At 63.7% G+C, this 26333-nt stretch carries 31 protein-coding genes; 30 read left to right on the forward strand and 1 reads right to left on the reverse strand.

Features of this window, described 5'->3' with window-relative positions; all coding sequences use genetic code 11:
* Window positions 1–55: 55 nt before the first annotated feature.
* From B5527_RS14630 to B5527_RS14710, 20 genes are all read left to right on the forward strand, one after another.
* Window positions 56–1657: a phage portal protein gene (locus B5527_RS14630; protein WP_154072248.1), complete on the forward strand. Its 1602-nt coding sequence runs from the start codon at window positions 56–58 to the stop codon at window positions 1655–1657.
* A 5-nt stretch (window positions 1658–1662) separates the two neighbouring features.
* Window positions 1663–1824, forward strand: coding sequence for a hypothetical protein (locus B5527_RS43900; protein ID WP_154072249.1), 162 nt, complete (start codon window positions 1663–1665; stop codon window positions 1822–1824).
* Window positions 1821–3251: an SGNH/GDSL hydrolase family protein gene (locus tag B5527_RS14635; RefSeq protein ID WP_079602010.1), complete on the forward strand. Its 1431-nt coding sequence runs from the start codon at window positions 1821–1823 to the stop codon at window positions 3249–3251. The genes B5527_RS43900 and B5527_RS14635 overlap by 4 nt, the downstream gene beginning before the upstream one ends.
* A 32-nt stretch (window positions 3252–3283) precedes the next feature.
* Window positions 3284–3583, forward strand: a complete 300-nt coding sequence (locus B5527_RS14640; protein WP_079602011.1) for a hypothetical protein — start codon at window positions 3284–3286, stop codon at window positions 3581–3583.
* Between the two features lie 161 nt (window positions 3584–3744).
* Window positions 3745–6846 carry an NUDIX domain-containing protein gene (locus tag B5527_RS14645; RefSeq protein ID WP_079602012.1) on the forward strand — a complete coding sequence of 1034 codons (3102 nt, stop codon included), beginning with the start codon at window positions 3745–3747 and terminating at the stop codon, window positions 6844–6846.
* Window positions 6847–6932: 86 nt separating this feature from the next.
* Window positions 6933–7319: a dATP/dGTP diphosphohydrolase domain-containing protein gene (locus tag B5527_RS14650; RefSeq protein WP_154072251.1), complete on the forward strand. Its 387-nt coding sequence runs from the start codon at window positions 6933–6935 to the stop codon at window positions 7317–7319.
* Window positions 7316–7855, forward strand: a complete 540-nt coding sequence (locus tag B5527_RS14655; protein ID WP_079602014.1) for a hypothetical protein — start codon at window positions 7316–7318, stop codon at window positions 7853–7855. Before B5527_RS14650 ends, B5527_RS14655 begins: the two co-directional genes overlap by 4 nt.
* 169 nt (window positions 7856–8024) lie before the next feature.
* Window positions 8025–9632, forward strand: a complete 1608-nt coding sequence (locus B5527_RS14660; protein WP_197689303.1) for a hypothetical protein — start codon at window positions 8025–8027, stop codon at window positions 9630–9632.
* A gap of 88 nt (window positions 9633–9720) precedes the next feature.
* Entirely contained in the window at window positions 9721–10047 is a 327-nt protein-coding gene (locus B5527_RS14665; protein ID WP_079602015.1) for a hypothetical protein, read from the forward strand.
* A 308-nt stretch (window positions 10048–10355) separates the two neighbouring features.
* Window positions 10356–11243, forward strand: a complete 888-nt coding sequence (locus tag B5527_RS14675; RefSeq protein WP_079602017.1) for a hypothetical protein — start codon at window positions 10356–10358, stop codon at window positions 11241–11243.
* 2 nt (window positions 11244–11245) lie between these two features.
* The gene (locus B5527_RS43905; RefSeq protein ID WP_154072252.1) at window positions 11246–11401 is read left to right on the forward strand and encodes a hypothetical protein; all 156 of its coding nucleotides are present in this window, start codon (window positions 11246–11248) and stop codon (window positions 11399–11401) included.
* On the forward strand, window positions 11402–11782 hold the full coding sequence (locus B5527_RS14680; RefSeq protein ID WP_079602018.1) for a hypothetical protein: 381 nt from the start codon (window positions 11402–11404) through the stop codon (window positions 11780–11782).
* A 2-nt stretch (window positions 11783–11784) separates the two neighbouring features.
* On the forward strand, window positions 11785–11943 hold the full coding sequence (locus B5527_RS43910) for a hypothetical protein (protein ID WP_154072253.1): 159 nt from the start codon (window positions 11785–11787) through the stop codon (window positions 11941–11943).
* Window positions 11944–12819 carry a hypothetical protein gene (locus B5527_RS14685; RefSeq protein WP_079602019.1) on the forward strand — a complete coding sequence of 292 codons (876 nt, stop codon included), beginning with the start codon at window positions 11944–11946 and terminating at the stop codon, window positions 12817–12819.
* Window positions 12820–12837: 18 nt separating this feature from the next.
* Window positions 12838–12993, forward strand: coding sequence for a hypothetical protein (locus B5527_RS43915; RefSeq protein ID WP_154072254.1), 156 nt, complete (start codon window positions 12838–12840; stop codon window positions 12991–12993).
* An 80-nt stretch (window positions 12994–13073) separates the two neighbouring features.
* The gene (locus tag B5527_RS14690; RefSeq protein ID WP_079602020.1) at window positions 13074–15035 is read left to right on the forward strand and encodes a hypothetical protein; all 1962 of its coding nucleotides are present in this window, start codon (window positions 13074–13076) and stop codon (window positions 15033–15035) included.
* 101 nt (window positions 15036–15136) lie between these two features.
* A complete protein-coding gene (locus B5527_RS14695; protein ID WP_154072255.1) occupies window positions 15137–15574 on the forward strand; it encodes a hypothetical protein in 438 nt (145 codons plus the stop codon).
* Window positions 15575–15613: 39 nt separating this feature from the next.
* Window positions 15614–15997: a hypothetical protein gene (locus B5527_RS14700; protein ID WP_079602022.1), complete on the forward strand. Its 384-nt coding sequence runs from the start codon at window positions 15614–15616 to the stop codon at window positions 15995–15997.
* A 182-nt stretch (window positions 15998–16179) separates the two neighbouring features.
* Window positions 16180–17442, forward strand: a complete 1263-nt coding sequence (locus tag B5527_RS14705; protein WP_079602023.1) for a peptidoglycan recognition protein family protein — start codon at window positions 16180–16182, stop codon at window positions 17440–17442.
* Between the two features lie 18 nt (window positions 17443–17460).
* A complete protein-coding gene (locus tag B5527_RS14710) occupies window positions 17461–17925 on the forward strand; it encodes a hypothetical protein (protein WP_079602025.1) in 465 nt (154 codons plus the stop codon).
* A gap of 15 nt (window positions 17926–17940) precedes the next feature.
* Here B5527_RS14710 and B5527_RS14715 read toward each other — a convergent pair whose 3' ends face one another.
* Window positions 17941–18378 carry a GIY-YIG nuclease family protein gene (locus B5527_RS14715; RefSeq protein WP_172842561.1) on the reverse strand — a complete coding sequence of 146 codons (438 nt, stop codon included), beginning with the start codon at window positions 18376–18378 and terminating at the stop codon, window positions 17941–17943.
* Between the two features lie 139 nt (window positions 18379–18517).
* Here B5527_RS14715 and B5527_RS14720 point away from each other — a divergent pair, with 139 nt between their 5' ends.
* Genes B5527_RS14720 through B5527_RS14765 form a run of 10 tightly spaced genes read left to right on the forward strand, consistent with a single transcriptional unit; the run spans window position 18518 to window position 26333 of the window.
* A complete protein-coding gene (locus B5527_RS14720) occupies window positions 18518–20485 on the forward strand; it encodes a hypothetical protein (RefSeq protein WP_079602027.1) in 1968 nt (655 codons plus the stop codon).
* A gap of 11 nt (window positions 20486–20496) precedes the next feature.
* Entirely contained in the window at window positions 20497–20979 is a 483-nt protein-coding gene (locus B5527_RS14725; protein WP_079602029.1) for a hypothetical protein, read from the forward strand.
* Window positions 20976–21293, forward strand: coding sequence for a hypothetical protein (locus B5527_RS14730; RefSeq protein WP_079602030.1), 318 nt, complete (start codon window positions 20976–20978; stop codon window positions 21291–21293). The genes B5527_RS14725 and B5527_RS14730 overlap by 4 nt, the downstream gene beginning before the upstream one ends.
* A complete protein-coding gene (locus tag B5527_RS14735; RefSeq protein ID WP_079602032.1) occupies window positions 21290–21526 on the forward strand; it encodes a hypothetical protein in 237 nt (78 codons plus the stop codon). Before B5527_RS14730 ends, B5527_RS14735 begins: the two co-directional genes overlap by 4 nt.
* 1 nt (window position 21527) lies before the next feature.
* A complete protein-coding gene (locus tag B5527_RS14740) occupies window positions 21528–22616 on the forward strand; it encodes a hypothetical protein (protein ID WP_079602033.1) in 1089 nt (362 codons plus the stop codon).
* Window positions 22613–23128, forward strand: a complete 516-nt coding sequence (locus B5527_RS14745) for a hypothetical protein (RefSeq protein ID WP_079602035.1) — start codon at window positions 22613–22615, stop codon at window positions 23126–23128. Before B5527_RS14740 ends, B5527_RS14745 begins: the two co-directional genes overlap by 4 nt.
* Window positions 23125–24072, forward strand: a complete 948-nt coding sequence (locus B5527_RS14750) for a tail fiber domain-containing protein (protein ID WP_079602036.1) — start codon at window positions 23125–23127, stop codon at window positions 24070–24072. Before B5527_RS14745 ends, B5527_RS14750 begins: the two co-directional genes overlap by 4 nt.
* Window positions 24065–24433 carry a hypothetical protein gene (locus tag B5527_RS14755; protein ID WP_079602038.1) on the forward strand — a complete coding sequence of 123 codons (369 nt, stop codon included), beginning with the start codon at window positions 24065–24067 and terminating at the stop codon, window positions 24431–24433. The genes B5527_RS14750 and B5527_RS14755 overlap by 8 nt, the downstream gene beginning before the upstream one ends.
* Window positions 24434–24486: 53 nt before the next feature.
* Complete coding sequence (locus B5527_RS14760; RefSeq protein WP_172842562.1) at window positions 24487–25596, forward strand: baseplate J/gp47 family protein; 1110 nt, start codon at window positions 24487–24489, stop codon at window positions 25594–25596.
* Window positions 25593–26333, forward strand: a complete 741-nt coding sequence (locus B5527_RS14765; RefSeq protein ID WP_079602041.1) for a hypothetical protein — start codon at window positions 25593–25595, stop codon at window positions 26331–26333. The genes B5527_RS14760 and B5527_RS14765 overlap by 4 nt, the downstream gene beginning before the upstream one ends.

Here is a 26333-nt window from a genome sequence, read left to right on the forward strand (position 1 = left end):
CGGCGACGATCCTGACCTGAACAAGGTCTCGACTCCGCGTGGAGAGGGTCGCAGCATGACCGAGCTGTCGCAGCTCGGCTCCTATGACGTGCGCGTGAATGGCGCGCGCCCGCAGTCTGGCGTCCAGTTCTCCTACACTGGCCCGGACTGGATGGGGCCGCTGCTGCCGATGCAGCCGATCGCGCCGCCCGAGGTCGCCGGCCGCACATGGGACTATGTCCCCGGCTACAACCTCACGACGCAGCCGCGCGCCTATGAGCCGGTCAGCTTCCATGCCCTGCGCATGCTCGCCGAGAGCTTCGATCCCGTGCGCCTCATCATCGAGCGCCGCAAGGATCAGATGTGCCGGATGCCGTGGGCGATCCGGGTCAAGCACGACGATCCGACCAAGAAGCGGCCAGCGATCACCGAGTTGCCGAAGGCCAAGCGTCAGCGCCTGGCCGACATCACGAATTTCTTCAAGTACCCCGACCGCGAGCTGACCTTCCGGGTCTGGCTGCGGGCGCTGCTGGAAGACCTGCTCGTCCTCGACGCGCCCAGCCTCTACTGCGAGCACAGCATCGGCGGCGACCTGATCGGCCTGCGCTACATCGACGGCTCGACCATCAAGCGCGTCATCGACGACTGGGGCCGCACGCCGCAGCCGATCGTCTGGACCGGACAGCCTTTCGACTGGAACGGCTACACCGTCACGGCTGAGAACTTCCGGAGCCTCGGCTTCGTACTCGCCCCCGGCGAGGTCGTCGCCCACCAGATGCCGATGGGTATGAAGACCCCGAAGCAGGTGCTGCTTCCGCCCGCCTATCAGCAGGTGCTCAAGGGTCTGCCCGCGGTCAACTACACGACGTGGGACCTGATCTATCGTCCGCTCAATCTGCGCCCCGGCAAGGCCTACGGCCTGTCGCCGGTCGAGCAGGTGATGATGACCGTCTCGATCGCGATGCGCCGCAGCGTCGCTCAGCTCGAATACTTCCGCGAGGGCAACCAGCCCGACGCCGTGTACGGCCTGCCGGAGTCGTGGACGCCGGATCAGATCCAGCGTTTCCAAGACTATTGGGACGGCCTGTATTCCGGCAATCTGGCGATGCGCCGACGGATGAAGTTCGTCGCCGGCGAGGGCAAGTACACCCCGACCCACGAACCGCCGCTCAAGAACGAGTTCGACGAGTGGCTGGTCCGCATCGTCTGCTTCGCCTTCTCGTATCCGCCGCAGGCCTTTGTCGCGCTCTCGAACCGCTCGACCGCCGAGCAGCACGAGAAGACGGCCGAGGAGGAGGGGCTCGACCCGCTCAAGGAGTGGGCGGGTGAGATGTTCAACGAGATCATCACACGCCGTTTCGGCGACGATGACATCGAGTTCGCGTGGACCGAAGAGGAAGAGGTCGACCAAGAAAAGCAGTCGACCATCCTGCGCGGCTACGCCGAGGACGGCATGCTCACCATCAATCAGGTGCGCGAGAAGCTCGGCGAGCAACCCGATCCGAACCCGGCGGCCAACCAGCTCATGGTCAAAACGGCCACCGGCTACGTGCCGATCGACGCCAACCTGATCGACAAGCAGGTCGAGGCGGCCAAGGCGATGGCAGCTGCCGTCCCGCCGACACCCACACCGGTCACGACCGGCGGGCCCAAGCCCGCCCCCGACGAAGACGAGTGATCGATATGCCCAGACCAGCAGGCTCCTATCGCGGCGCCCGCCGCAACGAGGCGAAGCAGAGCAAGAAGCCGATGCTGACCCTCGAAGAACTCCGCCGCATCAACGCGATGCGGATCGAGCGAACGAAGCCCGATAACCGCAAGCAGAGCGAAGCCCTGAGAAAATGACCACGCATCGACTGATCCCGCCGGCCGTCGCGTCAAAGGTCACTCTCGACGGTCGCGTCTATGATCCGGCCGCCGGTGGGCAGGACGTCCCCGACTATGATTCCATGGCGCTGCAAGCGAATGGCTGGAGCTTTCTGGCCGTCAGCGGCCCCACGTCGGCGCGACCGCACGCGGCTGTCGGGCCTTATCCGTTGCTTCGCGGCACCACGTTCTGGGACACGTCCGTCGACCATCTGGTCTCGTGGGACGGGGCAACATGGCGCGACGAAAACGGCAACATACCGCAGGTCACATTCCCGCTGCAGGCGCGGATGGTCGGCCTTGGTGACTCCATCATGGCAGGCTCGGTGGGGCCGAGCCTTCTGAACCCGGCGCTCTACTACAGCGGTGGCCGGTTCTATCTCGTATCCAACCAAGGCGTTGGCGGGTCAACCACGGTCGATATGCTTTCGCGGAACGCCACGACCACCGGCGGCGTCGCCAGCACGCTGACGCTGTCTCCTGACGTGGTCGATCTGCACATCGGCACCAACGACATCACGGGCCTTGGGTCGGGCGCGGCGGCGATCTTCGCCAACATCCAGGCGATCGTCAGCGAACTCACTGCCGGCGGCGTGAAGGCGGTCTTCGTCCACACCGTCCTGCCGCGCAGCGACAGCGCGTGGACCGCCGCCTACGAGACGGTCAGGCAGGCGCTCAACGCCAGCATCATGACGCTGCAGTATCCGGCGATCCCGGTGAACCTCGAAACCATCGGCTTCAACTCGACGATCGGTGTCGACACTGTCGAGGGTCTGCACCCGAACAGGCCCGGCGCGTGGCTGGTCGGATCGGCGGTCGGCGCAGCATGGGCGTCGAAAGCGGTTACCAACTCTGTGCTGTTCAACAGCGCATCCGACTGGGGCAATCTGCTCGTCGACAACGACATGACCGAGGGAACGGCCGGCGTCCTTCTTGGCACTGGCACGACCGGCAGCGTTCCTACCGGGTGGAATGCCGGCGTCAACGTGACCGGCATGACAACAACGTGCTCGATCGCGACAAAGAACGGCTTCCCTCAGATGGTCGCCAACTTCAGCGGGACGCCCGGCTCCTCCGGCATTCTCCTGCTCTATCGAGATCAGGCCTACAGCGGCAACATCGGCGATGTCTACGACTGCTGGGCTGATGTCGAGATGGCCGGACTGACCGGAGTCGGCGGCACCTTTTTCGCAACGGATGGCGTGACGGTTTGGGAGGCCTCCGGCAACGCGCTGGGGCAGCCGCCGAATTTCAACGGCATCATGCGCGGCGGCCCGGCCGCCCCGCTCACGGCGGCCCGCACCGTGTCCAGATTCCAGTTCGGCGTCTATCTCGAGTCCGGCGTGGCCTGCAGCGGAACAATCAAGCTCTCGCGCTGCACCTGGCGCAAGAACCCATCACCGTAACAAAAACCGAACTCAGCCCAAGGGGAATGTAAATGACCGCGCCGCTCACGCACCGTCTGATCCCGCCCGCCAACGGCGGCAACGTCAAGGTCAACGGCCGCACCTATTCCGCCACTGCCGGCGCTCAGGACGTGCCGGAGTTCGACGCCACGCATCTTCAGGCCAACGGTTGGACCTACCTCGCACCGTCGGGGCCGACCACCCAGCGTCCGACCAGCGAACTCGGTGTCTATCCGCGCGTGCGCGGCGCCAAGTTCTGGGACGCCACGCTCTCGCACATGGTGATCTGGGACGGCGCGAACTGGCGCAACGAGGCGGGCGCCATCTCGTAATTCCGCTCCTCGGCCAGTCGCAGGTCGATCGACCACAGCACCGCAAGCATGACGCGGTTGTTGATGTGGCGCCGCCACTCCTCGTCGCTCAGAACCGCGATGTCGCCGGTGGCTGTGATCTCAAGGTCATCCATGCGGATCACCCTTAAGAGGAAATTGAAGTGACCGCAATCGAGAAATCGACCTTTGCCGAACCGGCATCGGCGACGAGCGGCTTGCAGGGCTACGACCTCGAAGGCGCCAGCAACAACAAGCGCACGTTCTATCGCCATGGCGGCAAGATCACGCTTGGCCCCGAGAAGTGCGAGGAGCCTGACGTCGAGAAGCAGGCGCCGATCCTTGCCGCCGGTTTCGCGCTCGTCACCGACGAGGGCAAGGCGCTGTTCCTCAAGCGCAGCGGCGGCGATGGCGGCGACCACGCCGGCGAGTGGTGCTTCCCGGGAGGGAAGATCGAGCCGGGCGAGACGGCCTTGCAGGCCGCGATCCGCGAGACGTTCGAAGAGATCAGCTTCAGGCTCGATCCCGAGGGCGACCGCGTCGAGGTCTGCCGCGTCACGCTCAACGGTGTCGACTTTACCACCTTCTTCCAGCGCGTCGACGAGTTCGAGCCCAAGCTCGACCATGAACACACAGCGTTTCGCTGGGCTTCGGTCGAAAAGCCGCCGGAGCCGCTGCATCCCGGCGTTCGCGCCTCGCTGCCGCTGGTGATTTCGCAGGCGATCGACACGACTATGAAGGTCGCCAAGGGCGAGAAGCGCACGCTCTACATCAAGCGCCGGCTGCGAAACGCCGAGACGCTGAAGCAGTGGGCGGACGCTAACGGCTTTCCGACCACGCTTACCACCGACGATATGCACGTCACCATCGCGTATTCGCGCGAGCCGGTGGAGTGGGCACAAGTTCCGCGCTCGTCGCAGCCGATCATTCGGATCGAAGGCGGCGCACGCACTCTCGATCGTCTCGGCAAGGATGGCGAAGCGCTCGTGCTTCGCTTCTCGTCCGACGATCTCGCCTCGCGTCATCGCGAGATCCACGACGCTGGCGCCGTCTGGTCGTGGCCTGACTACAAGCCGCACATCACCCTGACCTACCAAGGAGAGGGGCTTCCGCTCGATCGGTTGGTCCCTTGGGACGGCGTGCTCGAATTTGGCCCCGAAGAATGGGCCGAAGTCAAAGAAAATTGGATGGCAACCGTCGTCGAGAAATCCGACGCAGGAGAAGTAGAAATGGATAACCTTTCCTTGTTCGTGCAGCTGCACAAGGTCGATGTCGAGAAGCAGACCGTCTACGGCACTGCGGTCGAAGAAGTGGCCGATCGCGCTGGCGAGATTTTCGACTACGCCACCTCCAAGGGCGAGTTCGAGAAGTGGTCGGGCGATATTGAAAAGTCCACGGACGGCAAGTCCAAGGGCAATGTGCGCGCGATGCATGGCAAGGTCGCCGCCGGCAAACTGACCGACATCGGCTTCGACGACAAGCGCAAGGCGATCGATGTCGCCGCCAAGATCGTCGACAAGGACGAATGGCAGAAGGTTCTGGAGGGTGTTTACACCGGCTTCTCCATCGGCGGCTCTTATCTCAAGCGCTGGACCGACGGCGATTTGAAGCGCTACACCGCGCGCCCCGCCGAAATTTCGCTGGTCGATCTGCCGTGCGTACCGACCGCCACCTTCTCCATCATCAAGGCGGATGGCTCCCAGGAGATGCGCAAGTTCCAGCAGCCCGCTGCGGACGAGCCCGTCACCATCAGCAACGAGGCCGTCGCAGAGCGCGCGACCGATCTCGCCAAGGCCGCCGGCGATGCCGGCCAGTGGCTCGCTCATATCGCCGATGCCCGCAAGCAGCTCGAAGACGAGGTCGCGAAGGCGGCTGAAGCGGCCAAGGTTGTCGAGCCGGTGGTTGTTGACACAGAAGTCAACAAGGACGGTGTGACCGTCGATGCCGACGCCGGCCGGACCACTCCCGACGACGTCGAGCAGGTCTGGGTATCCAAGCGCCTGCCCGGTGCGACCTTCGCCAAGAAGGGCGACCTCGCCAAGGCGCTGCTCGAACTCGACGCCAAGGAAGCGGCTGCCGCCGCTGCCGCGCCGGTGCTTGATGCGCTCAAGGCCGTGACCGGTACCGGCATGGATACTCAGGCCGTGTCCACGCACAAGGACAAGAACTCCAAGACCAACGTCGAGCACGCATCCGGCAAGACGGACAAGACCAACCCCGAGAAGGTCGACGGCAGGAAGCCGAAGGGCGCCGACACCAACGTGGAGGCAACCTCCGGCGTCAAGCCCGCCGGCAACAGCGTCAACACCGAACAGACCGACCCGAAGAACAACGAGACGACCGACCTCTATGGCGGTGCAGACTCGACGGCTGGCAAGCGCGCCCCGATCGAGAGCGTGAAGGATCTCGAGATCGCGCTCAAGTCGCACCAGCCCGGACAGGCCGGTCTCGCGATGAAGCGTCACCTGATCAAGGCCGCACGCACTCTCGGCTCGATCGACCTGCTGCCGGAAGGCTGGGTCAACAAGGCCGAGAAGGTCGAACTGGAGAAGGCGGCCGACATCCACTTCGTGGCCGACCTCCTGCACATGCTCGCCTGCGTGGAATGCCTTGAAGAGCGCGCCGAGTTCACCTCGCTGTGGGGCGGCATCACCGTTCCGAAGGAGCTGACCGACCGCTTCGGCAGCGCGCTGGTCGAGATCGGCGACATTGTCTCCGACATGCTCGACCTGGTGCTCAACGAAATCCGCACCGAGGAGGCGAGCGAGGCCTCGAAGGCGGCGGTGTTCGTCGATCTGCTCAAGCGCGGCGCCCGTCACTCGGCTCGCGACAAGGCCATCATCAAGAAGACCCACGACCACATGGTCGAACTCGACAAGTCGTGCTGCGGCGGCGGTATGGACAAGACCGTGACCGTCGATGTGGCCAAGGCTGCCGAAATCGAAGCGGTCACCGCCGAGAACGAGCAGCTCAAGGCCGAGAAGGCCGCCCATGGCGAACTGCTCAAGGACATCAAGGCCGGCATCGAAGCGATGACGACCAAGATGGCCACCATGGAGACCGAGAACGCGGCGCTCAAGAAGAGTTCCGAGGAGATCAGGGTCGATCTCTCCGCCATCCGCTTCACGCCGGCGCCGGTGCCACCCGGCACGTTCCGCGTGATCGAGAAGGGCCTGCCCATCCAGGACATCTCCACGATCAGCGACGCTGAACTTCAGCGCCGCGGCGCGGAGGCGCAGGCCACCCGGTTCATGGGGCCTCGCTAAAATAGATGAGCGCTACCACGCTCGACAATCGCGCGCCGCGGCCACCCGCGGCAGCAACCAAACCACTCGGCACCAATCCAAAGGACATGGTCGGCCTCAAAAAGGTCGACCTGTCCGTGGTGCCGGGGATCGCCTTGTTCCACGAGGCGATGGCCATGATGGACGGAGCCCGGAAGTACGGCCCGTTTAATTGGCGGGACAACGCCGTTATGGCCCGCATCTACGTCGCCGCCGCTCTACGGCACATCCAATACTGGGCGGCCGGCGAAGAAGTAGCCAAGGATTCCGGGGTTCATCATCTCGGCCATGCGCGCGCATGCCTTGGCATCATTTTGGACGCACAGGCGACCGGTAACCTGATCGACGATCGGGCGAAGTCGGCTGTGCTGATCGAAGCGCTCGATGCGCTCAACGACACGGTCCGGCTCGGCGCCGAAGCGCGCAAGGCTGCCGCCGACGGAGTCAACCGATGAAGCGTCTGTTGCGGTACAATTCGCGGCACATGCTGCATTTCCCGGGCGACGGGAAGATGCCGCAGCTCAATCCGCTCAGCTACTCCAGTCAGAGCAAGAGCGGCAAGCGCACGAAATCGCTCCACGAGCCGTTGCGGATGTTTCGTTTGCGCCAGCGGCTGTTCTGCTTTGCCGGCCGACAGCGGTGCGGTGAGCGCGGCGAAGGCGCTTCGACGCCGGACACCTGGGACCTCGGGCCCGACGATAACCGGACTTGCTCCCACTGCGGTTCGATCCATCCCGACGACCTGATGGAGATTTGCCGCAAGACCCTTGTGGACGATCGATACGGCATCGAGGGGACCACCAAAAGCTACAAGGTCTATGTGCGTCAGCCGGGCGTGAGAAACGCCAGCGAGGGCGCCATCAAGTTTTACAAATGGCACGCGCCGGAAAGCCCGACCGAAGAGGATCAGGAGCTTTTCGCCCGCGCGTGCCGCGTGACGAGAGAACGATTTGACGCGCAGTGGGCCAAGACCCGCGCGTCCGCTTCGTAAGTCACCTTCCACGAAATTCTCGCGCGCCTTCCGGGGACGGAAGGAGAGCGCGGATCAAGCGAACCGAAAGCCCGCCGGGGACGGCGAGGGCTCGCGGATCGCGCACGCCTGCCACCGGGGACGGTGGTCACACCCGCACATCCACTCATTCAAAATTCGGAGAAACACGATGAACGCAATCGTGCGTAACATCGCATACAGCGAGCATCTGCCGCTGGAACTGCAAAAGGGCTGGGCGCCCATCTACGGTCAGGGCGGCAACATCGACCGCGCTGCCATCGCCGCTGAAGTCGCGAGCTTCCTCGCCTCGGTGCAGAAGACGCAGGCCGTCAAGGACTTCGTTCCGGACTTCCTGTCCAAGAGCACCTTCCAGCAGGCCGGTTCGGCCACCTCGGGCCTGACCTACTACGATCTCGAGCTCGGCGCGAAGTTCGTCTATCCCGTGCTGACGCCGCTGCGCAATGAGATCCCGCGCGTCACCGGAAAAGGGGGCATCCAAGCCGCCTGGAGGGCGGTCACCGGCGTCAACACCGGCGGCATGCGGATCGGCGTCTCGTCCGGCAACCGCGGCGGTGTGCAGGCGGTCTCCACGCAGGACTATTCTGCGGCTTACCGCGGGCTCGGCCTGGAAACCAACGTCGACTTCGAGGCCGAATACGCCGGCCGCGGCTTCGACGACATCCGCGCGATCGCGGCCAAGGTCGGCCTCGAAGCCACGATGATCGGCGAAGAGGGCGTGCTGCTCGGCGGCAACACCTCGTTGCAGCTCGGCATCACACCGACCCCGACGGTGACCGCCTCGGCCACTGGCGGCGCGCTTGCGGCGGCGACCTATTCGGTCATCTGCGTCGCGCTCGCGTTCGACGCTGTGCTCTACGGCTCGATCGCTGGCGGCATCCAGGCCTCCATCACCCGCACCAACGCTGACGGCTCGTCCGACACCTTCGGTGGCGGCTCGGCCCAGAAGTCGGCCAACGCCACCGGCACCGTGGCCACCGGCACCGCCGGCTCGCTCACCGCGACCGTCACCCCCGTCACCGGCGCCTGCGGCTACGCATGGTTCTGGGGCGCAGCGGGTTCGGAAGTGCTCGGCGCTATCACGACCATCAACTCGGTCGCGATCGTGGCTGCTGCAACCGGCACCCAGACGGCGGCGTCGCTGCCGGCGGGAGACTTCTCGACCAACAGCCTCGTGTTCGACGGCATCATCACCCAGATCCTCAAGAATGGGTCGAATGCCTACTTCGCGATCCAGTCGAGCGGCACCGCAGGTGTCGGCACCCCGCTCACCGCGGATGGCTCCGGTGGCATCGTCGAGATCGACATGGCGCTGAAGGATCGTTGGGATAACTACCGCCTGTCGCCCGACACCATCTGGGTGAACTCGCAGGAGGCGCTCAACATCTCGAAGAAGATCCTGCAGGGCAACAGCAATGCGGCCCAGCGCTTCGTCTTCGACAGCCGGCAGGACTCGCTCGGCGGCGGCATCATGGTGCGCTCGTACCTGAACCGCTTCTCGATGGGCGGCGCCAAGTCCCTCGACATCCGCATCCATCCGAACATGCCGCCCGGCACGATCGTGATGACCAGCCGCTCGCTGCCGTACCCCGTGTCCGGCATCGCGAACGTGCTGCAGGTGCGGGCACGGCAGGATTACTACCAGATCGAGTGGCCGCTGCGGACCCGCAAGTACGAGTCCGGCGTGTACTGCGACGAGGTGCTGCAGTGCTACTTCCCGCCCGCTTTCGCGGTGATCACCAACATCGGTAACGGCTAAGGCCGTCGCCTGATCGGAGGAGCGCGCGTACGCCGCGCGCTCCTCTCTTTCCCCATTCCTTTTCCCCCACCACCTTTCGGAGAACCCCATGGTCCGCCTGTTCGCCCCCAATGGCGCCACCCACTTTTCGCACAACGGCCACGAGTTTGAGGTCGGCGCAGACGGATGGGTCGAAGTCGCCCCCCACGTCGCTGCCGATTTGCGCAGTCACGGCTTCAAGGATGCGCCGCCTCCGCCCAGCGAAACCGTCTCTGTCAAGCGCAGTGACCTGCTCGCAGCGCTTGAGAAGCTCGGCACCGCCGCCAACCCTGACATGGATGCAGACAAGCTCGCCGCTGCGCTGGCCGCTGCTGTGGCCACCAAGGAGACCAAGAGGGCGACAACGCTCTCCATCGACAAGAACAAGGGCGCCTAATAAGGCGCGCCTGAACTGGACGAGACATGGCGGCATCTATGCAGCTGAGGGGTTGCCCGTGCCCGGCGTGTTCCTCGTCCCGTTCTTCGATGCTCGGCTCGCTGCCGATACCTCGCGGCACGATCGAGTTGCCCGTGCCGGCGCGCATCGAGAGCGCGGCCGTCCCCGACGCCGTCGAGATTAAGCCCGAGCCGCCCTTCACGCCATCGACGCGCACATTCATCGCGCGACCCGATCGTGGGCGCACCGTATCGGCGCCGGCGTCCCGATCCGTTGCCGTGCCCGCGAAAGAGTAAGGAACCGCTCCAATGATGTTCTGGGATAGCGGTAAGGCGCCTGCCGCAGTCGAGGACTTCGACATCGATTGGACCGTCGCCCTCAACGGCGACACCATCACGGCGTCGTCCTGGGCGATCACCGGCGGTGACGCTCCGGCCTCCGGCACGCTGGCAATCACCTCGAACAGCTTCACCACGACGCTGGCCAAGGTCGTGCTGTCGGCCGGCAACCTTGGCATCACTTATACGCTCACCAACACGGTAACGACCGCTGCCGGCCAGACGCTGGTCGAGTCGGTCCAGCTGCCGGTCCGCGCTCCCGTCGTTTCGTTGACGACGCTGGCGAATGCCTTGCAGTGGCTGGGCCTCACCGCGGACGATGACGGCTACGTCTCCCGGGTGCTCGCCACCATTTCGACCGAAATCCAGAACTGGCTCGGCTTCCAGGTCGCGCAGGCGAGCTACTCGCGCAGCTTCGACGGGCAGGGCACGAGCAAATTCTTCGTGCCGGACATCCCGCTGGTTTCCGTGCAGTCGCTCACCATCGACGGCGTCACGATCCCGAAGGGCGTGAACGGTACCTACCGGCCCGGCTTCTACAACAACAACCAGTCGATCAACCTGATCGGCTTCTTCTTCACCCGCGGCTTCCAGAACATTCAGGCCGGCTACACCTCGGGCTACCAGACGGTGCCGCCGGATATCGAGCAGGCCTGCCTCGACTGGACCAAGAACGTCTACCTCAGCGGCAAGCAGGTCAGCATCCCGTCGAACATCGTGCGGGTCGCGGCCGGCGATACCTCATTCGACTATGGCGGCAGCGGCTCCGTCACCGACGTCACCAAACTCCCGATGCCGTCGGGCATTTACGCGGTGCTGCAGAACTATCGCCGCGTCACACAAATCAGCGGGTGGTGAACATGACCAGCAAATCGAAAGAGCGCAACGTCGTCGGCGAGCATATGCGTGAGATCGCCAAGAGGGTCGCCGCCGAGAAGATCAGGCGCGCCAACGCCTATGCGAGGCAGCTTGCCAAGGCGCACATCACAATGCTGTTCGGCGGGGACGACGAGTAAATGCTGTATCCGCGCCGTATCGAAATCCACCGCCTCAAGACGGTGGCCGGCGCGAGCGACGACGTGATCGGCCTGACCGGCTATTCAGGCGCCGAAGCCTCGACCAGCGCCTCCGACCCTAACGGCGAGACCGTTCTCTTCACCAACATCCCCGCCAACATTCAGTCGGGCCCCGGCGGTCGCAAGCGCGACAGCTCGCTTCCGCAGGACGCGGTCACCAACCCGTCGTGGATTATCTACATTCCGATCACGGCGCTGCCGGCGGGCGCCATCCGCGACCGCGACATCATCGTCGACGACAGGCAGTACCGCTACGAGGTCGGGCAGGATTACTGCAATATTTTGGGCTGGAAGATCACCTGCCTCCGCCTGGAGGCGTGACGATGGTTCGCTTTCGTCTCGTCGTCACCATCCGCTGGTGGGTGTACCCGCTGATCGAGTTGGCGAAATTCAACCTCTTCATCGGCATCCCGGTCGACACCGATCGTCTGGCCCAGATCATCGCCAAGCACGGCCTCAAGATCAAGTTCAAGGCTGAGTAAATGGCCGACCTTTCCGATCTCACCGCCTATCTGGCGCAGCAGGCGGCGAGCGCCGTCTATCCGAGCGGCACAAGCTCCGCATCGGTCGCCAATATGGACTGCCGTATTTTCGAAGGCTGGCCGATACCCAATCAGCTCGACCTCGACATGGCCGGCAAGATGCAGAATGCCGATGGCGAGGTCGTGTCTCGCCCCGGCGGCCCCGTCGCCAACGTCTCGATCTTCCCGATGCAGGGGACTGGCGTCAACGTCTACCAGAACCTCGACAAGACCTACGTCATACAGGCGCCGAGCTACGGGATGACGTTCTCTCTCGATGGCGACACCATCACCGTGACAGGCCAGCCGAAGACCGGCGAGTACCTGACGCTCATCATCGACGATGGTGTGGTCTGCTCGCAAGGAGGCGCCACCACGGCGGCGCTTCTCGCCGCACTCGCCACTGAGGCGCAGGGCAGCGGGTATTCCGGCGCGAGTTCGACCGCCGACACACTGACCGTTCCTGCCGGGCATTCTCTCGTGGTGCGACAGGGCGGCACCGGCAAGCTCGGCAAAGCCACGCATCGTCAGCGCCACTCCGTCATGGTGACGGTGTGGGCGCCGAACCAAGCAACCCGCGCGACGCTCGCCAAGGCGATCGACAACCTGATCAAGCAGACGATCAGGGCGTCGATGCCTGACACGTCGCAGGCAACCATTCTCTACAACCGCACCAACGTCATCGACGAGCAGCAGTCGCAGACGATCTATCGACGCGATCTGATCTACGACGTCGAATACGCCACCGTCGAGCAGTTCGTCGGCTACGTCATCACCTCGACCCAGACGTCGATCGCGAAGCCACAGAACGTCGCAATCGCAACCGCAACCACCTAACACAAGGGGTGCCATCCCGTGAATTACCACCTGATCTGCGTCCACCCCTTCGGCAAGTACGTCAAAGGGCAGAAGATCACCGACCCGGCTCTTGTCGAGCAGCTGCGCAAGGCTCGCGACCGTCACTTCGTAAAGATCCCTGCGCCCGCCGCTGAGCCCGCGAAGGCCGAGTAATCGCGCAGCCGACCAACCCACCCATCCCTTTCCCGATGAACCCGCCCTTTGAGGCGGGTTTTTTATTGGAGCCAACTTAAATGTCCAACACCTTCCTTGATGGGCAGCAGAACCTTTCGGCGCTGACGGTCCCCGGCGTCTATGGCGATATCGTCCTGCCCACCGGGATGATCCTCGGCACGGCCACGAATATCGAGGGCCTTGTCGGCGTCGGAAGCTGGGGCCCGCTCAATGCGCGCATCCCGATGTCGACCCCCGCCGATGCTGCGCTCAACGTCGGCCCTCCGGTGATCCGGCCCTACGACATCTCGACGTACATTGCTGCGGCGTCGCAGGTTGGCGGCGCGATCGGCTTCTACGGCATCCGCGTCTCCGACGGCACCGATACGGCCGCGACTGCGACGATCCAGTCCGCGATCACGATCACCGGCAAATACACCGGCATTCTCGGCAACGGCATCCAGTTCTCGATCCAGAACGGCAGCCTGGCCAACAGCTTCATGGGCGTCGTGGCCTTCCCGGGCTATCCGCCGGAGCAGTTCAACAACATTCTTGGGCCGACGCCCGCGAGCGCCGCCTATACGTTCTCTGCCAATCCGGCGGCGAATGACGTGATCACCATTGCCGGCACCGCGGTTACCTTCGTGAACGCAACTCCGACCGGAAACGAGGTGCTGATCGGCACGACTCTGGCCTTCACGCTGTCGAACCTGCTGGCGATGCTGCTGACTTCGACCGATACGGGCCTGTCGAAGTGCAACTACGCCCTTGCCGGCAGCGTGCTGAAGGTTATCGCCAGCCAGACCGCCGACGGCGGCGTTAATGCCGGCACCGCCGGCAATTCGTTGACGGTGGCGAAAACCTCGACAGCCATCACGGTGTCGGGAGCCACACTCTCCGGCGGCACCGGCACCTGGCAGACGTTCTGGACCAATCTCGCCAACGCCATCAACAACGGCACGCCCTATCACGGGCCCTCTGCCTATGTGATCGCCACCGCGGAGACCTCGACAGTGGCTCCGACCCTGTCGACGACGGTCCAGCTCTCTGGCGGAACCGACGGTGCAGCAAACGTCACCGACGCGACGCTGATGGGTGAGGACGTCTCGCCGCGCACCGGCATGTATGCGCTGCGCAACTCGCTGTGCGACTGCTTCACGCTGTGCGATCTGTCGACGGAAGCCGACTACGCGGCGATCGTGTCGTTCGGTCTTTCCGAGACCATGCTGCCGATCTTCGCCACGACCTCGGGCGACACCGTCGCCGACGCGCTCTCGATCCGGGTCAATGCCGGCATCGACAGTCCATGGTTCTGGCTGATCGTGGGCGACTATCCGACGTTTTATGACAGCTACAACGGCGTCTCGCGTCTCATCAATCCGAGCGCGTTCGGCATCGGCATCGTCGGCAATCTGTCGCCGCAGCAGTCGCCGTTGAACAAGCCGCTGCAGGGCGTCTCCGCCACGCAGACCTCGACGCTGGGCCAAACCTACAGCGACACCGAACTGTCGCAGATCAACACCGGCGGCATCGACGTCATCCTGCCGGCGTCCCAGTCGCCGGGCGGGAACTACTACTCGTTCGCCACGGGCCGCAACGCTTCGAGCAACACGGCGGCGAACGGCGTCGAATACACCCGCATGACCAACTTCCTGATCCGCGCCGCGCAGAGCAAGGCGGCCGGCAGCTTCATTGGTCAGTTGCAGTCGATCCAGCCGACCGACGAGACGCGCGCAAACGCAAAGTCTCTGTTCGACGGCTTCTCGGCGCAGCTTGCGTCCGCGTCGGTAGGTCTCGGCATCAACGGACAGGGCATGATCGACACGCCTTGGCTGGTGCAGTGCGACGCCAACAACAACCCGGCCAACCTGCAGGCGCTCGGTTACCTGTTCCTCTACTGGCAGGTCCGCTACCTCAACGTCATCCGATATTTCGTCGTCAAATTCCAGGGCGGCGGCAACGTCACGGTGACGGTGCAGTCCACGCCGCCGAGCCCGTCGCAGTTCACGAGCGCGGCCAACACCTCGACGACGCAGTCCTAATCCGATCGGGCGGCCGCAGCGAGCGGCCGCCGATCACCTTCACCCGAAAATTCAAAAACTGATGCCGACGTGCGCAAGCCGCGCGGCGAAGGAGCGATTCTATGCCCGTTAATGGAATGAATGTCGGCGTCGACTATTCCATCAGCTACTACGATGGCACGTCCGGAACGCTGATCGACCTCGGCGACGTCCAGGACGTGAGGATTTCGGCGCAGAAGCACGACATCAAGTCGATGCCGTACAACGCGCCGCCCCGCTACGGCTTCGTGCCCGACGGGTTCAAGATCGACTTCACGATCACGCGCACCGGCTCGGCCATCGAGGACTTCATGGTGGCGGCCGAAGCCTCGTTCAACGCCGGCCAGGTGCAGAGCGCCGGCTATCTCAACGAGACCATCACCAATCCCGACGGCAGCGTGTCGCGCTACCAGTACACGGGCTTCGTGGTCTTCCTGACCGACCACGGCAACATCTCGCGCGACAAGAACGTCACGCTTGCGCTGACGGGATACGCCTCCACCAAGGTCTCGATCGCTTAAGCGATCCCACCGCCAACCCTCCCCACAGGAAAAAAGTAAATGACCACGCAAAGCGAGATCATTCTCGCGCGCTACAAGCGCGTCGAGAGGGAAGCCGACGCCTTTGGGCGTCTGATCGGTGTCCGCAAGCTTAAACCGAGTGAGCAGACCAAGGTCGCCGGCTACACCGCCGACCTCTCCGGCGCCGACGAGGTCTTCACTCCGGACGGAAGGAAGGTCAACTTTCCGCACCGCATACCGCTCTTGGTCGCGGCTGCGGTCTGCGAGATCGACAACTTGCCGATCCCGTTCGCGAAGAGCCGCGCCGAACTCGATGCGATCTATGATCGTCTCGACGAAGAGGGTCTTGCCGCCGCAAGCCGCGCCGTCGCGCGGCTGCAGGTCGATGCTGTTACTGATCCGAACGACGCCGCAAAAAACTAACCGAGGACTCCGTTCTCCGGCTCATTTGCTGGAACATCAAGAACGGAGTCCCGTTCGACGTCGCCCACGAGATGGATGACTGGGAGATGCTTGGCTACGCCATCATTTTCGCCCAGCTCGAAAACGGCAACAAAGAGTGGGACTGGGACGGCATGCGCTTCATCGATCGGCGGTAACGTCTCATGCATGTCGGCAAGATCACGGTCAACGGCAGGGTCGTCGGGACCGTCACACTTCTCGATAATGCGCCGGCGTCTCCCCCGACGCCGGTCCTTGCCAGCTACGAGGGCATGGATTTCGCGCCCGGCGAGTATGGGGGCGCTGATGGAGGCGGGGGCTTCGGTGCGGGGTCGCGTCAGCATCCGGTGCCCAGCCGCGGTGACGTCAAGGGTGCCTATCCGGACGTCAACATTCATGACCCGTCCCCGACGGGTGGCAGCAGGGTCTATGGCGGCCTCGCTGACGCACGCGACCGCGCGCGCCAGGAGCTCAAGGACAAGCCTTGGCTCAACGACAAGGCCATGCACATCTTCGCGGGCGAGAACCCCGATCCCACCGCGTCGACATCGTTGTGGGAGAGCGCCATCAACCGCGCCGCCGTTCGTGGCACCAGTCTCGAACAAGAGCTGCGCACGACGAGCGAGGGCGGCTACTACGCCGGCTGGAGCGACAACATCTCGCCTCAGACCCGCAAGACGCTGGAAGCAAGCCGCGACCGCGCGCTGAATTACTCCAACACCTCGAACTACGCCACCGACAACGCCTCCAACCAGCCCGGCAACAGGCTGGCCGAACGCGATGTGACCAGTGGCCGCTTTCAGGAGCGGGCGGTCCAGAATCGCGAGCATTTCTTCGCCCCGCTCGGCGAAAGCCCCAAATGGCACGAAAAATGGAGCAGCCTCGTCAACGAGAGCGAGGCCAAGCAGGCGGCGGACCCGAGCACAGCGGCATCAGCTGCGGCTGCCGCCCCCGACATTGCCGGACAGCCCGGCCGTGTCCCGGGCGTCGAGCCGAAGGCCTTCATCATGCATCACACCGGCGGCCGCGGATCTGTGCAGGGCGTCGAGGACACCCTCAACCAGCGCGGCCTTGGTGTCGAATACATCATGGACCGCGACGGCAAGATCACAGCCTTCGGCCCGGCTGGCTCGAAGCACATCCTGTCCGGCTGGGGTAAGGGCGCAGGCCTCAACAACGACAACACAGTCGGCATGGAGGTGATCGCCAAGGACAATAACGACGTGACGCCGGCGCAGGTCGCCGCAGCGAGAGCCTTCATCGCCAAAAACTATCCCGATACGCCGGTTTACGGGCACGGCGAGGTCAACCCCGGCCACAAGGAGGCCGACGAGGGCCTGACCATCGCCAACGCCATCCGCGCCGATCGCGCTCGCGAGACGGCCGACGTCGGCAAGAAGACCGCCGCGGACGACGGCAAGATCTGATCCGGAGACCGCAGCACCATGAAAGAGTTCTCGCTGCTCGGCTTCATCGAGCACGTCGCCGTCATGGGCCTTGAGGTGGAGCACGCCAACCACCACGCGCTTGAAGAGGTCGGCAAGCTCGTCACCAAGGAAGTCTACCGCGTCATCGGCACTTACGATTACGGCTGGCCAGAACTGGCCCCGTCAACGCAGGACGACCGCGAAAGCCACGGCTTCGCCCCCGACGAGCCGCTCAAGCGCACCGGCGAGATGCGCGACTCGGTCTGGTACAAGGTCGGTCACGATGAGGTGACCGTCGGCACCGATAGCCAGATTGCGGTCTGGCAGGAGCTGGGTACGAGCCGCATTCCGCCTCGGCCTTTTCTTCAAGGGGCGGCGCAGCACAAAATGCCGGAGGCGCTCGACATCATCGGGCGCGCAACGGTGGCTGCCTTGTCCGGAGAGATGGTAGGGGGCGCCAACTCGATCGTACCGAAGAAGTAGGCGTCGGGGACGGGTCTAGAAAACTACGAGCGCGATCACGCCAGCAAGAAACGCCGCCGAAAGCCAGAAGAACCACCATAGCCACAACGGCGCGCGCCGCGCTGGCGCGGCCTCTCCGGGCTGGTTCGCCAGATGAATGATCTGCGGGACCATCTCCGGGGAAACTTGCTGGATGGGCTCGCCAAGGCGTTGGGCCGCCTCGATGACCGCGCCAATCGCAATCGACGCCGGGACTGCGAACCATTCGTTGTGAATGCGGCGCTGATCCAGAAGGTCGTGGGCGGCGCCCTCGACATTGAAGCCCGTCCCCGGCGTCACCCCGATGTAGGCGAACTTCAATTCCTGCGCCGAGCCGGTCTGCAGGTCTGAGATCCGCTGGATGGGGTTGGTCGACTGGCCAATCTTGTGGCCGCCGATGCCGTTGGAGATCACGTAGACGAAAGAGCCGGTCATCTGACCGGCGCCTGAAGCCTGTCGGGGACGGGTTAGCCTTCGCAAGTCGCTGGGGCCGAAGCTGATACCGGGTCGAATGCCCAAGATGCGCGGGCCGGTAAAGAAAAAACGCATTCAAACACCTTAAGAGGGTTTCGCCGTGTCGGACGCTTACAAGATTGGCGTTTCCATTGTTCTCGCCAATGGCATGTCGTCCGTCCTTGCCGTTATAGGCAAGGACCTGCTCGGGCTCAAGACGTCGGTCGGTGAGGTCGAGAAGGGTTTCGGCAAGTGGGGCACCGCCATTGCGGGGGTCGGCCTCATGCTGGGCGGCGCCGGCATCCTCGGCGTCATGACCAAGCTGGTCGAAACGGCGGCCGACTTCCAGGATGCGATGACCAAGGTCTCGCAGCTCAATCCGAAGGTCGCCGAACTGGTCAACAACGGCGAGATCAGGAAGCTCTCCTTCGGCCTCGCCACCAAACTCGGCATGAAGGTGGAGGACGTCGCCAATATTTATGGTGGCGTCTTTGGCGTTCTGCAGGACCCCGAAGAGGCGGAGAAGATTACTCCGTACGCCGCCCGCTACGCGCGCCTGATGGAGATGCGCCACCCCGGAAGCCATCCCGAGGAGAGCATCAACACCTTGATGCGAGCCGGCGAACTGTCTGGCCGGCTAAGCACCAATGGGGCCATCGATCCCGAGAAGGTCAAGAAGTGGTTCGACACCGTGGCGCAGCTCCAGGCGGCCACCCACGGTCAGGTCGACGCGCAGACTTTGCTCGGGCTCGCCCAACAGGCCGGTGGCGGCGCCATGCGAGGCCTCACGGAGGAGGGCTTCGATCATATGGCCATCCTCTCCCAGATGATGGGAGGCCAGCGCGCCGGCACGGCGCTGCTGTCTCTGCGCAGCCAGATGACCGGCTCCATGATGAAGCGCAATGCCGAGGCGATGCTGGACTACAATGTGCTGAGGCCGGGAGAGGCGACGAGCGAAGGTGGTCACGTCTCTTTGACTCCGGAGGCGACCAGCCGTTTGCTCGGGATGCTCAATAAGGACCCGGTGAAGTTCGTCGACTATCTGGTCAAGACGCTTGAGGCGCAGGGGATCACCGATCAGGAACAGCAGATCGAGGCCATCAGCCGGATGGTCGGTCGGCAAACCTCGAACCGCGAAATCCAAGACATCCTGCTGTCGCGGCAGCAGATGGAACGTGAAACCACAGGCCTCAAGCAGGGCGCGACCGTCGATGAGGGCCTGGCCGGATTCGACCGCAACTTGCACGCGGCCCAGCAGAACCTTGGGGCCGCTTGGCACAACCTTCAGGTCGCGATGGGGGAACAGGAGACGGATAAGTTTGCCGATATCCTCAACAAAATCGCGAGCGGGTTGAACTCGGTTACCGATAGCATCACGCGGCTCACCCCCGAACAGATGGACAAGATCTTCGAGGTTATCACCGGCATTGCTGTCGGCATGATCACGATCGGCGGCATCCTCACTGCGGCTTTGGTTACGTCCATTGTCGGCCTGCCGGTCATACTCGGTGCTGCTGGTTTTGCGTTCGCGGCAGTTGGGGCCACCATCGCCGCCTTCAACTGGGACAAAATTACGGCGAATGCGGAAGGTGCAAGGAAGGACATCCTCTCTTGGGAAAATATAAAGAAAAGCTTTTCACTCGGCGTGATCGGGGAAGGGCTTTCCTGGGTCGGGGCGCGTATCGTCGATCTGTCTCATCTCGTTGATCACGGTCTCACCACCATGTTCAATGGCATCGAGAGCGCGATATCGGGGTTCATCAACTTCATAGAAGGGCTCTACAATCGCGTCAAAGGGCTGGTTGGCCCCTCCGCCCCTCTGCCTGAATCACATACAGCACCTAATGCGTATGGTAGTTGGACGCCTGCTCAGATGTTAGCTGCCGGCATGTCGCCTGTGAGCTTCAACCCCGGCACCGACAGACCGAAGCCGCAGCCAGTGTCTCTGTCCCTGAACGTCGACGGCCGCACGCTGGCGCAAACCGTCAGTGCGCAACTCGCCGAACTGATGATGTTCCCGACCGGTGCCGGCGCGCCGGATCACTGGGGTCAGTGGGCCGACGCCGATAGCAACCTGTCGACGACCTAATCGAGCAAACAATGGCTGACGTTCTCACACTCGGAGGCATCGCCTTCGATGACTTCTCGACGCCTAGCGGCATGGGCGCCGGTGGCAGCCAAGCTATGGTCGTCCACAAGCTGCCCGGCGGCGCGCGTGTCATCGATACCCTCGGACCTGACGAAGCCCCCATCAATTGGAGCGGCACCTTTTTTGGCAACAACGCGCTGGCGACGGCACTGGCGCTCGATGCGCTGCGCGCCGCCGGCAACGTCGTCGCGCTGACCTTCGCCGGCCAGTACCGGTCGGTGATTATCGACAAGTTCAGCTACACCATCCGGCGCCTGCCGGTGTGGGTGGAATATTCCGTGTCCTGCACGGTCTATCAGAACCCGGCGCTGGGCAACCTCACTCCATCAACATCGTCTGTCGACAGCCTCGTCAGCTCAGATCTCGGGACCGCGTCGGGCGCGGCGTCGGGGTCGGGCACCTCGTCGTCATCGGGCGGAACGATATCGACATGAGCATTCCCACGAACATCACCACCGAACTGACCAACCTGCAGGCTCAGGTCGCCGCGGCCGCGCCATTGGCGTCGGCCTCGCGCGCCACCGTGCTGGCGATCAAGCTGAATGCGGCTCAGCTCGTCACCGACGTGCAGTCGGCGCTGGTGGCGCCGAACAACATGCTCGACACGTGGACCGCGCCGCCTGACCCGCCGGCCATGATCGCCGGTATCGAAGGCCTGCTCGCGGCCTCGCAGGATCAATCAAATCTGGCGCTGATGCGCGGCGTTACCGGCCGCGCTGCGTCGAACCTGGAACAGTTGCCATCATGACCACGACCACGCCGGCCGCCGGATATATCGCCGCGACGGTGCCGGCGCAGACCGTTCGCGTGTCCGACACCACGCTGTTCGAAGTAGCGATGTTGCAGGCGGGCGACCCCTTGCAGTGGGTAGCGATCGCCGAATTGAACGGCCTGATCGACCCATGGATCGTCGCCCAGGAAGATATCCTGATCCCGCCGGTGCTTCCCACGGGAACGCAAACCGGGATCTGGGGCCAGTAACGTGGCGATCACGTCCGGCGCAGGACCGCATTCCGCGTTCCTGAACGTCAACGGCCAGTCGTTCCCGATCGAGCACGGCTCGGTGGAGCAGCAGGCCAAGCGCAAGAGCGGGACGTTCTCGTGCGCGATCCCGCTGACCTATCCGGGCGCGCTCGAAGCACTGACCGGCCTCGGACAGAACACCGCAACCATCACCGTCACGACGCGCGGGATGAACGAGCCGCTGACGACTGGAGAGATCGACAAGACCAATTTCGACCTCATCGGCCTCGTCATCAATGTGCATGGCCGCGACGCTTCCGCCCCGCTGCACTCGAACAAGACCAGCGAGAAGTGGCAGAACAAGATGGGCAGCGACATCGTGACCGATCTCGCCACCCGCGTCGGCCTGAAGGTGCAGGCAGACCCCTCCGGCCTGATGGCCGGCAAGCAGCTGCAACAGGATTATGTCCGGCTGTCGGATAACGTCAGCTTCTCCTACGTGATCCACAAGCTGGCGGAGTTCGACGGTGCACGCTGGTATATCGATGCGACCGGAACGCTGCATTACCAATCACAGGACAATCCGACCGGCGTCTACACGCTGAACTATGTGCCGCCCGGTCCGGGGCCGATGGCGGCCGACTCCCTCGCGCTCGTGGTCAAGCGCAACGTGCAGGCCGGAAAGAGCCAATCGGTCTCGATCAAGGCGTGGCACCCGAAGCAAAAGCAGGTGTTCACGGACACCTATGTCGTCCCGGGCAAGGTCGGTCAGGTCAGCTACAACTATCACATCCCCAATCTTCTTCAGGACCATGTCAGCCAGCACGCCAAGTCCAGAGCGATCGAGCGGGCGCGCAACGAATTTACCATCGAGGCCAGCGTTCCCGGCGATCCGACGGTCAATGTCGGGATGGATCTGCAACTGAACGGCACCGGCTATTTCGACTCGACCTATCAGATGGACAGCGTGACCCACGAGATCGGAATGGCTGGTCACACCACACACATCACCGCGCGCGGTGCGGCCGCAGGCCGAATTGCCTCGTCCACCTCGTCCACGGCACCGACACCGGCCGAGCAACTCGCAGCGGGCGAAATCGCACCATGAGCGATCTTGAAGACAGGGTGCTTGCCATCGTCGAGCGATGGTACGCCAGCCGTTACAGCGAGCGACACGGGCTCGTCACCGCCTACGACCCGGTCAACTATCTGGCCAAGGTGGCGTTCATGCCCGAAGGGCAGGAGAGCGGCTGGCTCCCGATCGAGACCGGCCACGTCGGCAACAGCTACGGCGTCGCGGTCGGACTGCAGCCGGGCGACGGCAAGAAAACCGGCGATCAGGTCGTTGTCCGCTTCCAGGAGGGCGACGTCGAGTCCGGCAAGATCGTCCAGCGCGTGCACTCCGACAGCGACACGCCGCCGGCGGTTCAGTCCGGCGAGATGGTCATGTGGACGAAGTTTCAGAACAGCGGCGGCGGATCGGATAGCGCGCAAGGCGGGCAGGGCGGTACCGGGCAAAAAATCTACTTCAAGAATGACGGATCTCTCACAAGCGAAGACGGCAACGGCGCTGTCACCGTCCACGACGGCCAAGGCAACGTCACGGTAACCGCAGTATGACCATCACCCATCGTGTCGTGAACCAGACCGGCCCCGCCGAGCTGCCGGGAAGCCTGTCCGATATCGCCTCGCAACTATCCGGCATGGCCGCCCAGGTCTCTGCCTTGGCGGGGGCGGGTGTCGGCTTGCCCGGACTCAACAGCATCGGCGGACAGATCAGTTCGCTTGCGACCTCCATAAGTTCGACGCTGACCGCCGCCGGCAATGCGTCGGCTGCGGGCATCGCGACCGAGATCGCCGGCATCGGATCGCAGATCGCCTCCAGTGGCATGACCGGCATGGCAGCGCTTGCGACCTCGCTGTCGGGCCTCACCTCGCAGCTTAGTAGCCTGTTGAATGCAGGCGGGTTGGCGCAGGCGCTGCACCAGCACATTCTCGATAAGATCAACGGCATCACCCATAGCGCCTTTCAGGGTCAGCATATCATCCAGTTGCTGACATCGGGGATCGTGCACCAGTCGGTCGCGATGGTGCAGCATATGGCGCCACAGATCCCTGTTATCGGGAATTTGCTCGGCTCAGACACAGCAACCTTCACCAAGGGCATCACGGCGCTCGGCTTCAACGTCTCTTCGGACGCGAGGCTCAAGAGCAATATCGAGACGTACGAGCCATCGATCGACGCCTTCATGCAGGCGGCCGTCAAGACTTTCATCAAGCGCCACATCCACACCGTGGTGCACGACGACGGCACAGCCACTTCCGAGGTCGGCAAGGACGAGGGCGTTCCTTCGTTCGGTTTCATCGCCCAGGAAATCCGGAAACTTTTCCCCGAGATCGTCAGCGAGGCGAACGGCTTCCTCACAGTCGACGAAGGCAAGCTCGGCTTCATCGTCTGGGTGGTGCTGCAAGATTTCATCGCCCAGACGCGCGCAGCGACAGCTTCGATGCGCTCCGAGATCGACGCCCTCAAGGAAGAGATGAGGCAACTTAAAAATGGCTGATCTCTCTCTCGAGTGGGAAGACGACTTCGGCGTCGATGCGACAGGCGACCTGCTTGTCGTTGACGGCGATGATGAAGTTCGCCAGCGCCTTGAGCGGCGGCTGTTCACTGCGGTGCAGGGTTACGTTTGGCACCCAGACTATGGCGCCGGCTTGCCGCAGAAGATCGGCAGCGTCCTTTCGGTCGAGGAAATCAGAGCGGTGGTCACGTCGCAACTCGCGCTTGAGGCGTCGGTAGCGCCATCCCCACCGGCGCAAATAACGGTTTCCGCCGATCTCAACCAGCCCGACCTGACCACCATCGGCATTCTTTATTGGGATGCGCAGACCGGCGTCAGCGTCTCTTTCTCGATCACCGCTTGAGGGCATAGATGCCGACACTTCCGACCCAATCGTTCGCAACGATCGTTGCGAACGTGGCCGCCGGCATTCAGGGCCGCGCCGCGAAGTTGCTGAACTTCTCGACCGGATCAACCCTGCGCGCGATCGCCGAGGGTTTCGCCGGACTCTTCCTGTGGTTTCAGGCGCTGGTGATCCAGCTGCTTTCGGCCATTCGACTGAGCACGTCGAGCGGGAACGACGTCGACACTTGGTGCGCCGACTTCATGCCTGTGGTGCCCGGCACCAACTCGCCTCGTCTCCCGGCTCAGGCCTCGACCGGCGTCGTCACGTTCTCGCGCTTTACGGCAGCACCCACCTCCCGCTTCATTGCTGTCGGGGCGACCTTGCAGACGGATGACGGCTCCGAGAACTTCGTCGTCACCGCGAACACCACTTACGCGACCTATTCGGCGGCGCTGAACGGCTACACGCTGGCGGCCAACGTCGGCTCGATAACCGTTCCGGTCCAATGCGCGACCCCCGGATCGGGAGGCAACGTGGCGGCCGGCACCATCACGGTCATCACGACTCCGATCACCGGCATCGACACGGTCACCAATGGCGCCGCCTTCATCAACGGCTTTGACTCGGAGAGCGACGCCGCGCTGAAGGCGCGGTTCGTGCTTTATATCGCCTCGCTGCGAGCCGGGACCGAGGGCGCGATCGGTTATGCGATCGTGAGCATCCGGCAGGGGATGCAATACCAGATCTGGGAGCCGGGCACCGGCGGCTACACTCAACTCACCGTCTTTGTCGATGACGGGTCTGGGGCTATCCCCACGGCCACCTTGACGGCCGCGCAGGTGGCGGCGTTCGGCGTGAAGGCGGCCGGGCCGCCGATGGCGGTGCTCGCCGCCACGGAAATTAGCGCCAACCTCACCATGACGATCACGACCGCCCCCGGCTACGACCATCCGACGGCGGTGGCGCAGGTGTACGCCGCGATCACGAACTACATCAACGGCATTGGGCTCGGCACAACTCCCGCCGCCGGCACACTGTCTTACGGCAAGCTCTATCAGATTGCGTTCAACGCCTCGCCCGGAGTGACCGACGTGACCGGCTATACGCTCAACGGCGTACTGGCTGATCTCGTCCCCGGTGCGGGGCAGACGATCAAATCCGGGTCCGTGGTCGTATCATGATCGGAGACAGCAACGACATCCTCCAGCGCGTACGGAAGGTACTCCCGCGTCGCTGGTTTTCTTGGGGCGCGCCGATCCGCGACGCCCTTCTTGGCGGTCTCTCCGACGGCGCCGCGTGGTGCTATTCGTGGATAGGCTACGCGCGCCAGCAGTCCAGGATCGCGACGTCGAGCGGAATATTCCTCGACATCGTGGCGTGGGACTTTTTCGGCGCGAATTTCGTTCGACGCTCCGGCGAAAACGACGCATCGTTTCAGCCTCGCATCTTGCAGGAGATCCTGCGTCCGAGACAGACGCGCGACGCGATCAGCCAAGTGCTGACGGACCTGACGTCTAAGCCGCCGAAGATCATCGAACTCTGGAACCCGCAGGACTGCGGCGGCTACGGCGTCGCTCAGATGGGCGGCTACGGCTCGGGCCCCGGCTGCTACGGCTCGCTGCTGTTCGACAACCAGATGCTCGTGTCCGCGTATCACGCACCCACCCAAGGCATCCCGAATGTCGATGGCTATGGCGGGTACAACGCCGGCTATGGCGTCGGGACAATCGAATATGCCGACCTGTCGCTGATCACCGGCCCCATCACGGACGCCGAGATATACGCGCGCGTTCAGCAGACCATCGCGGCCGGCACGATAGCTTGGGTCGCCATTCAAAATCCGCCGACGCTCCTGATTACGGACGAGAGCGGAATCGCACTAACCGCCGATAGTGGCGACATACTCGTGGTTGGATGA

It is taken from the genome of Bradyrhizobium erythrophlei (assembly GCF_900129425.1).
Classification (GTDB): domain Bacteria; phylum Pseudomonadota; class Alphaproteobacteria; order Rhizobiales; family Xanthobacteraceae; genus Bradyrhizobium; species Bradyrhizobium erythrophlei_C.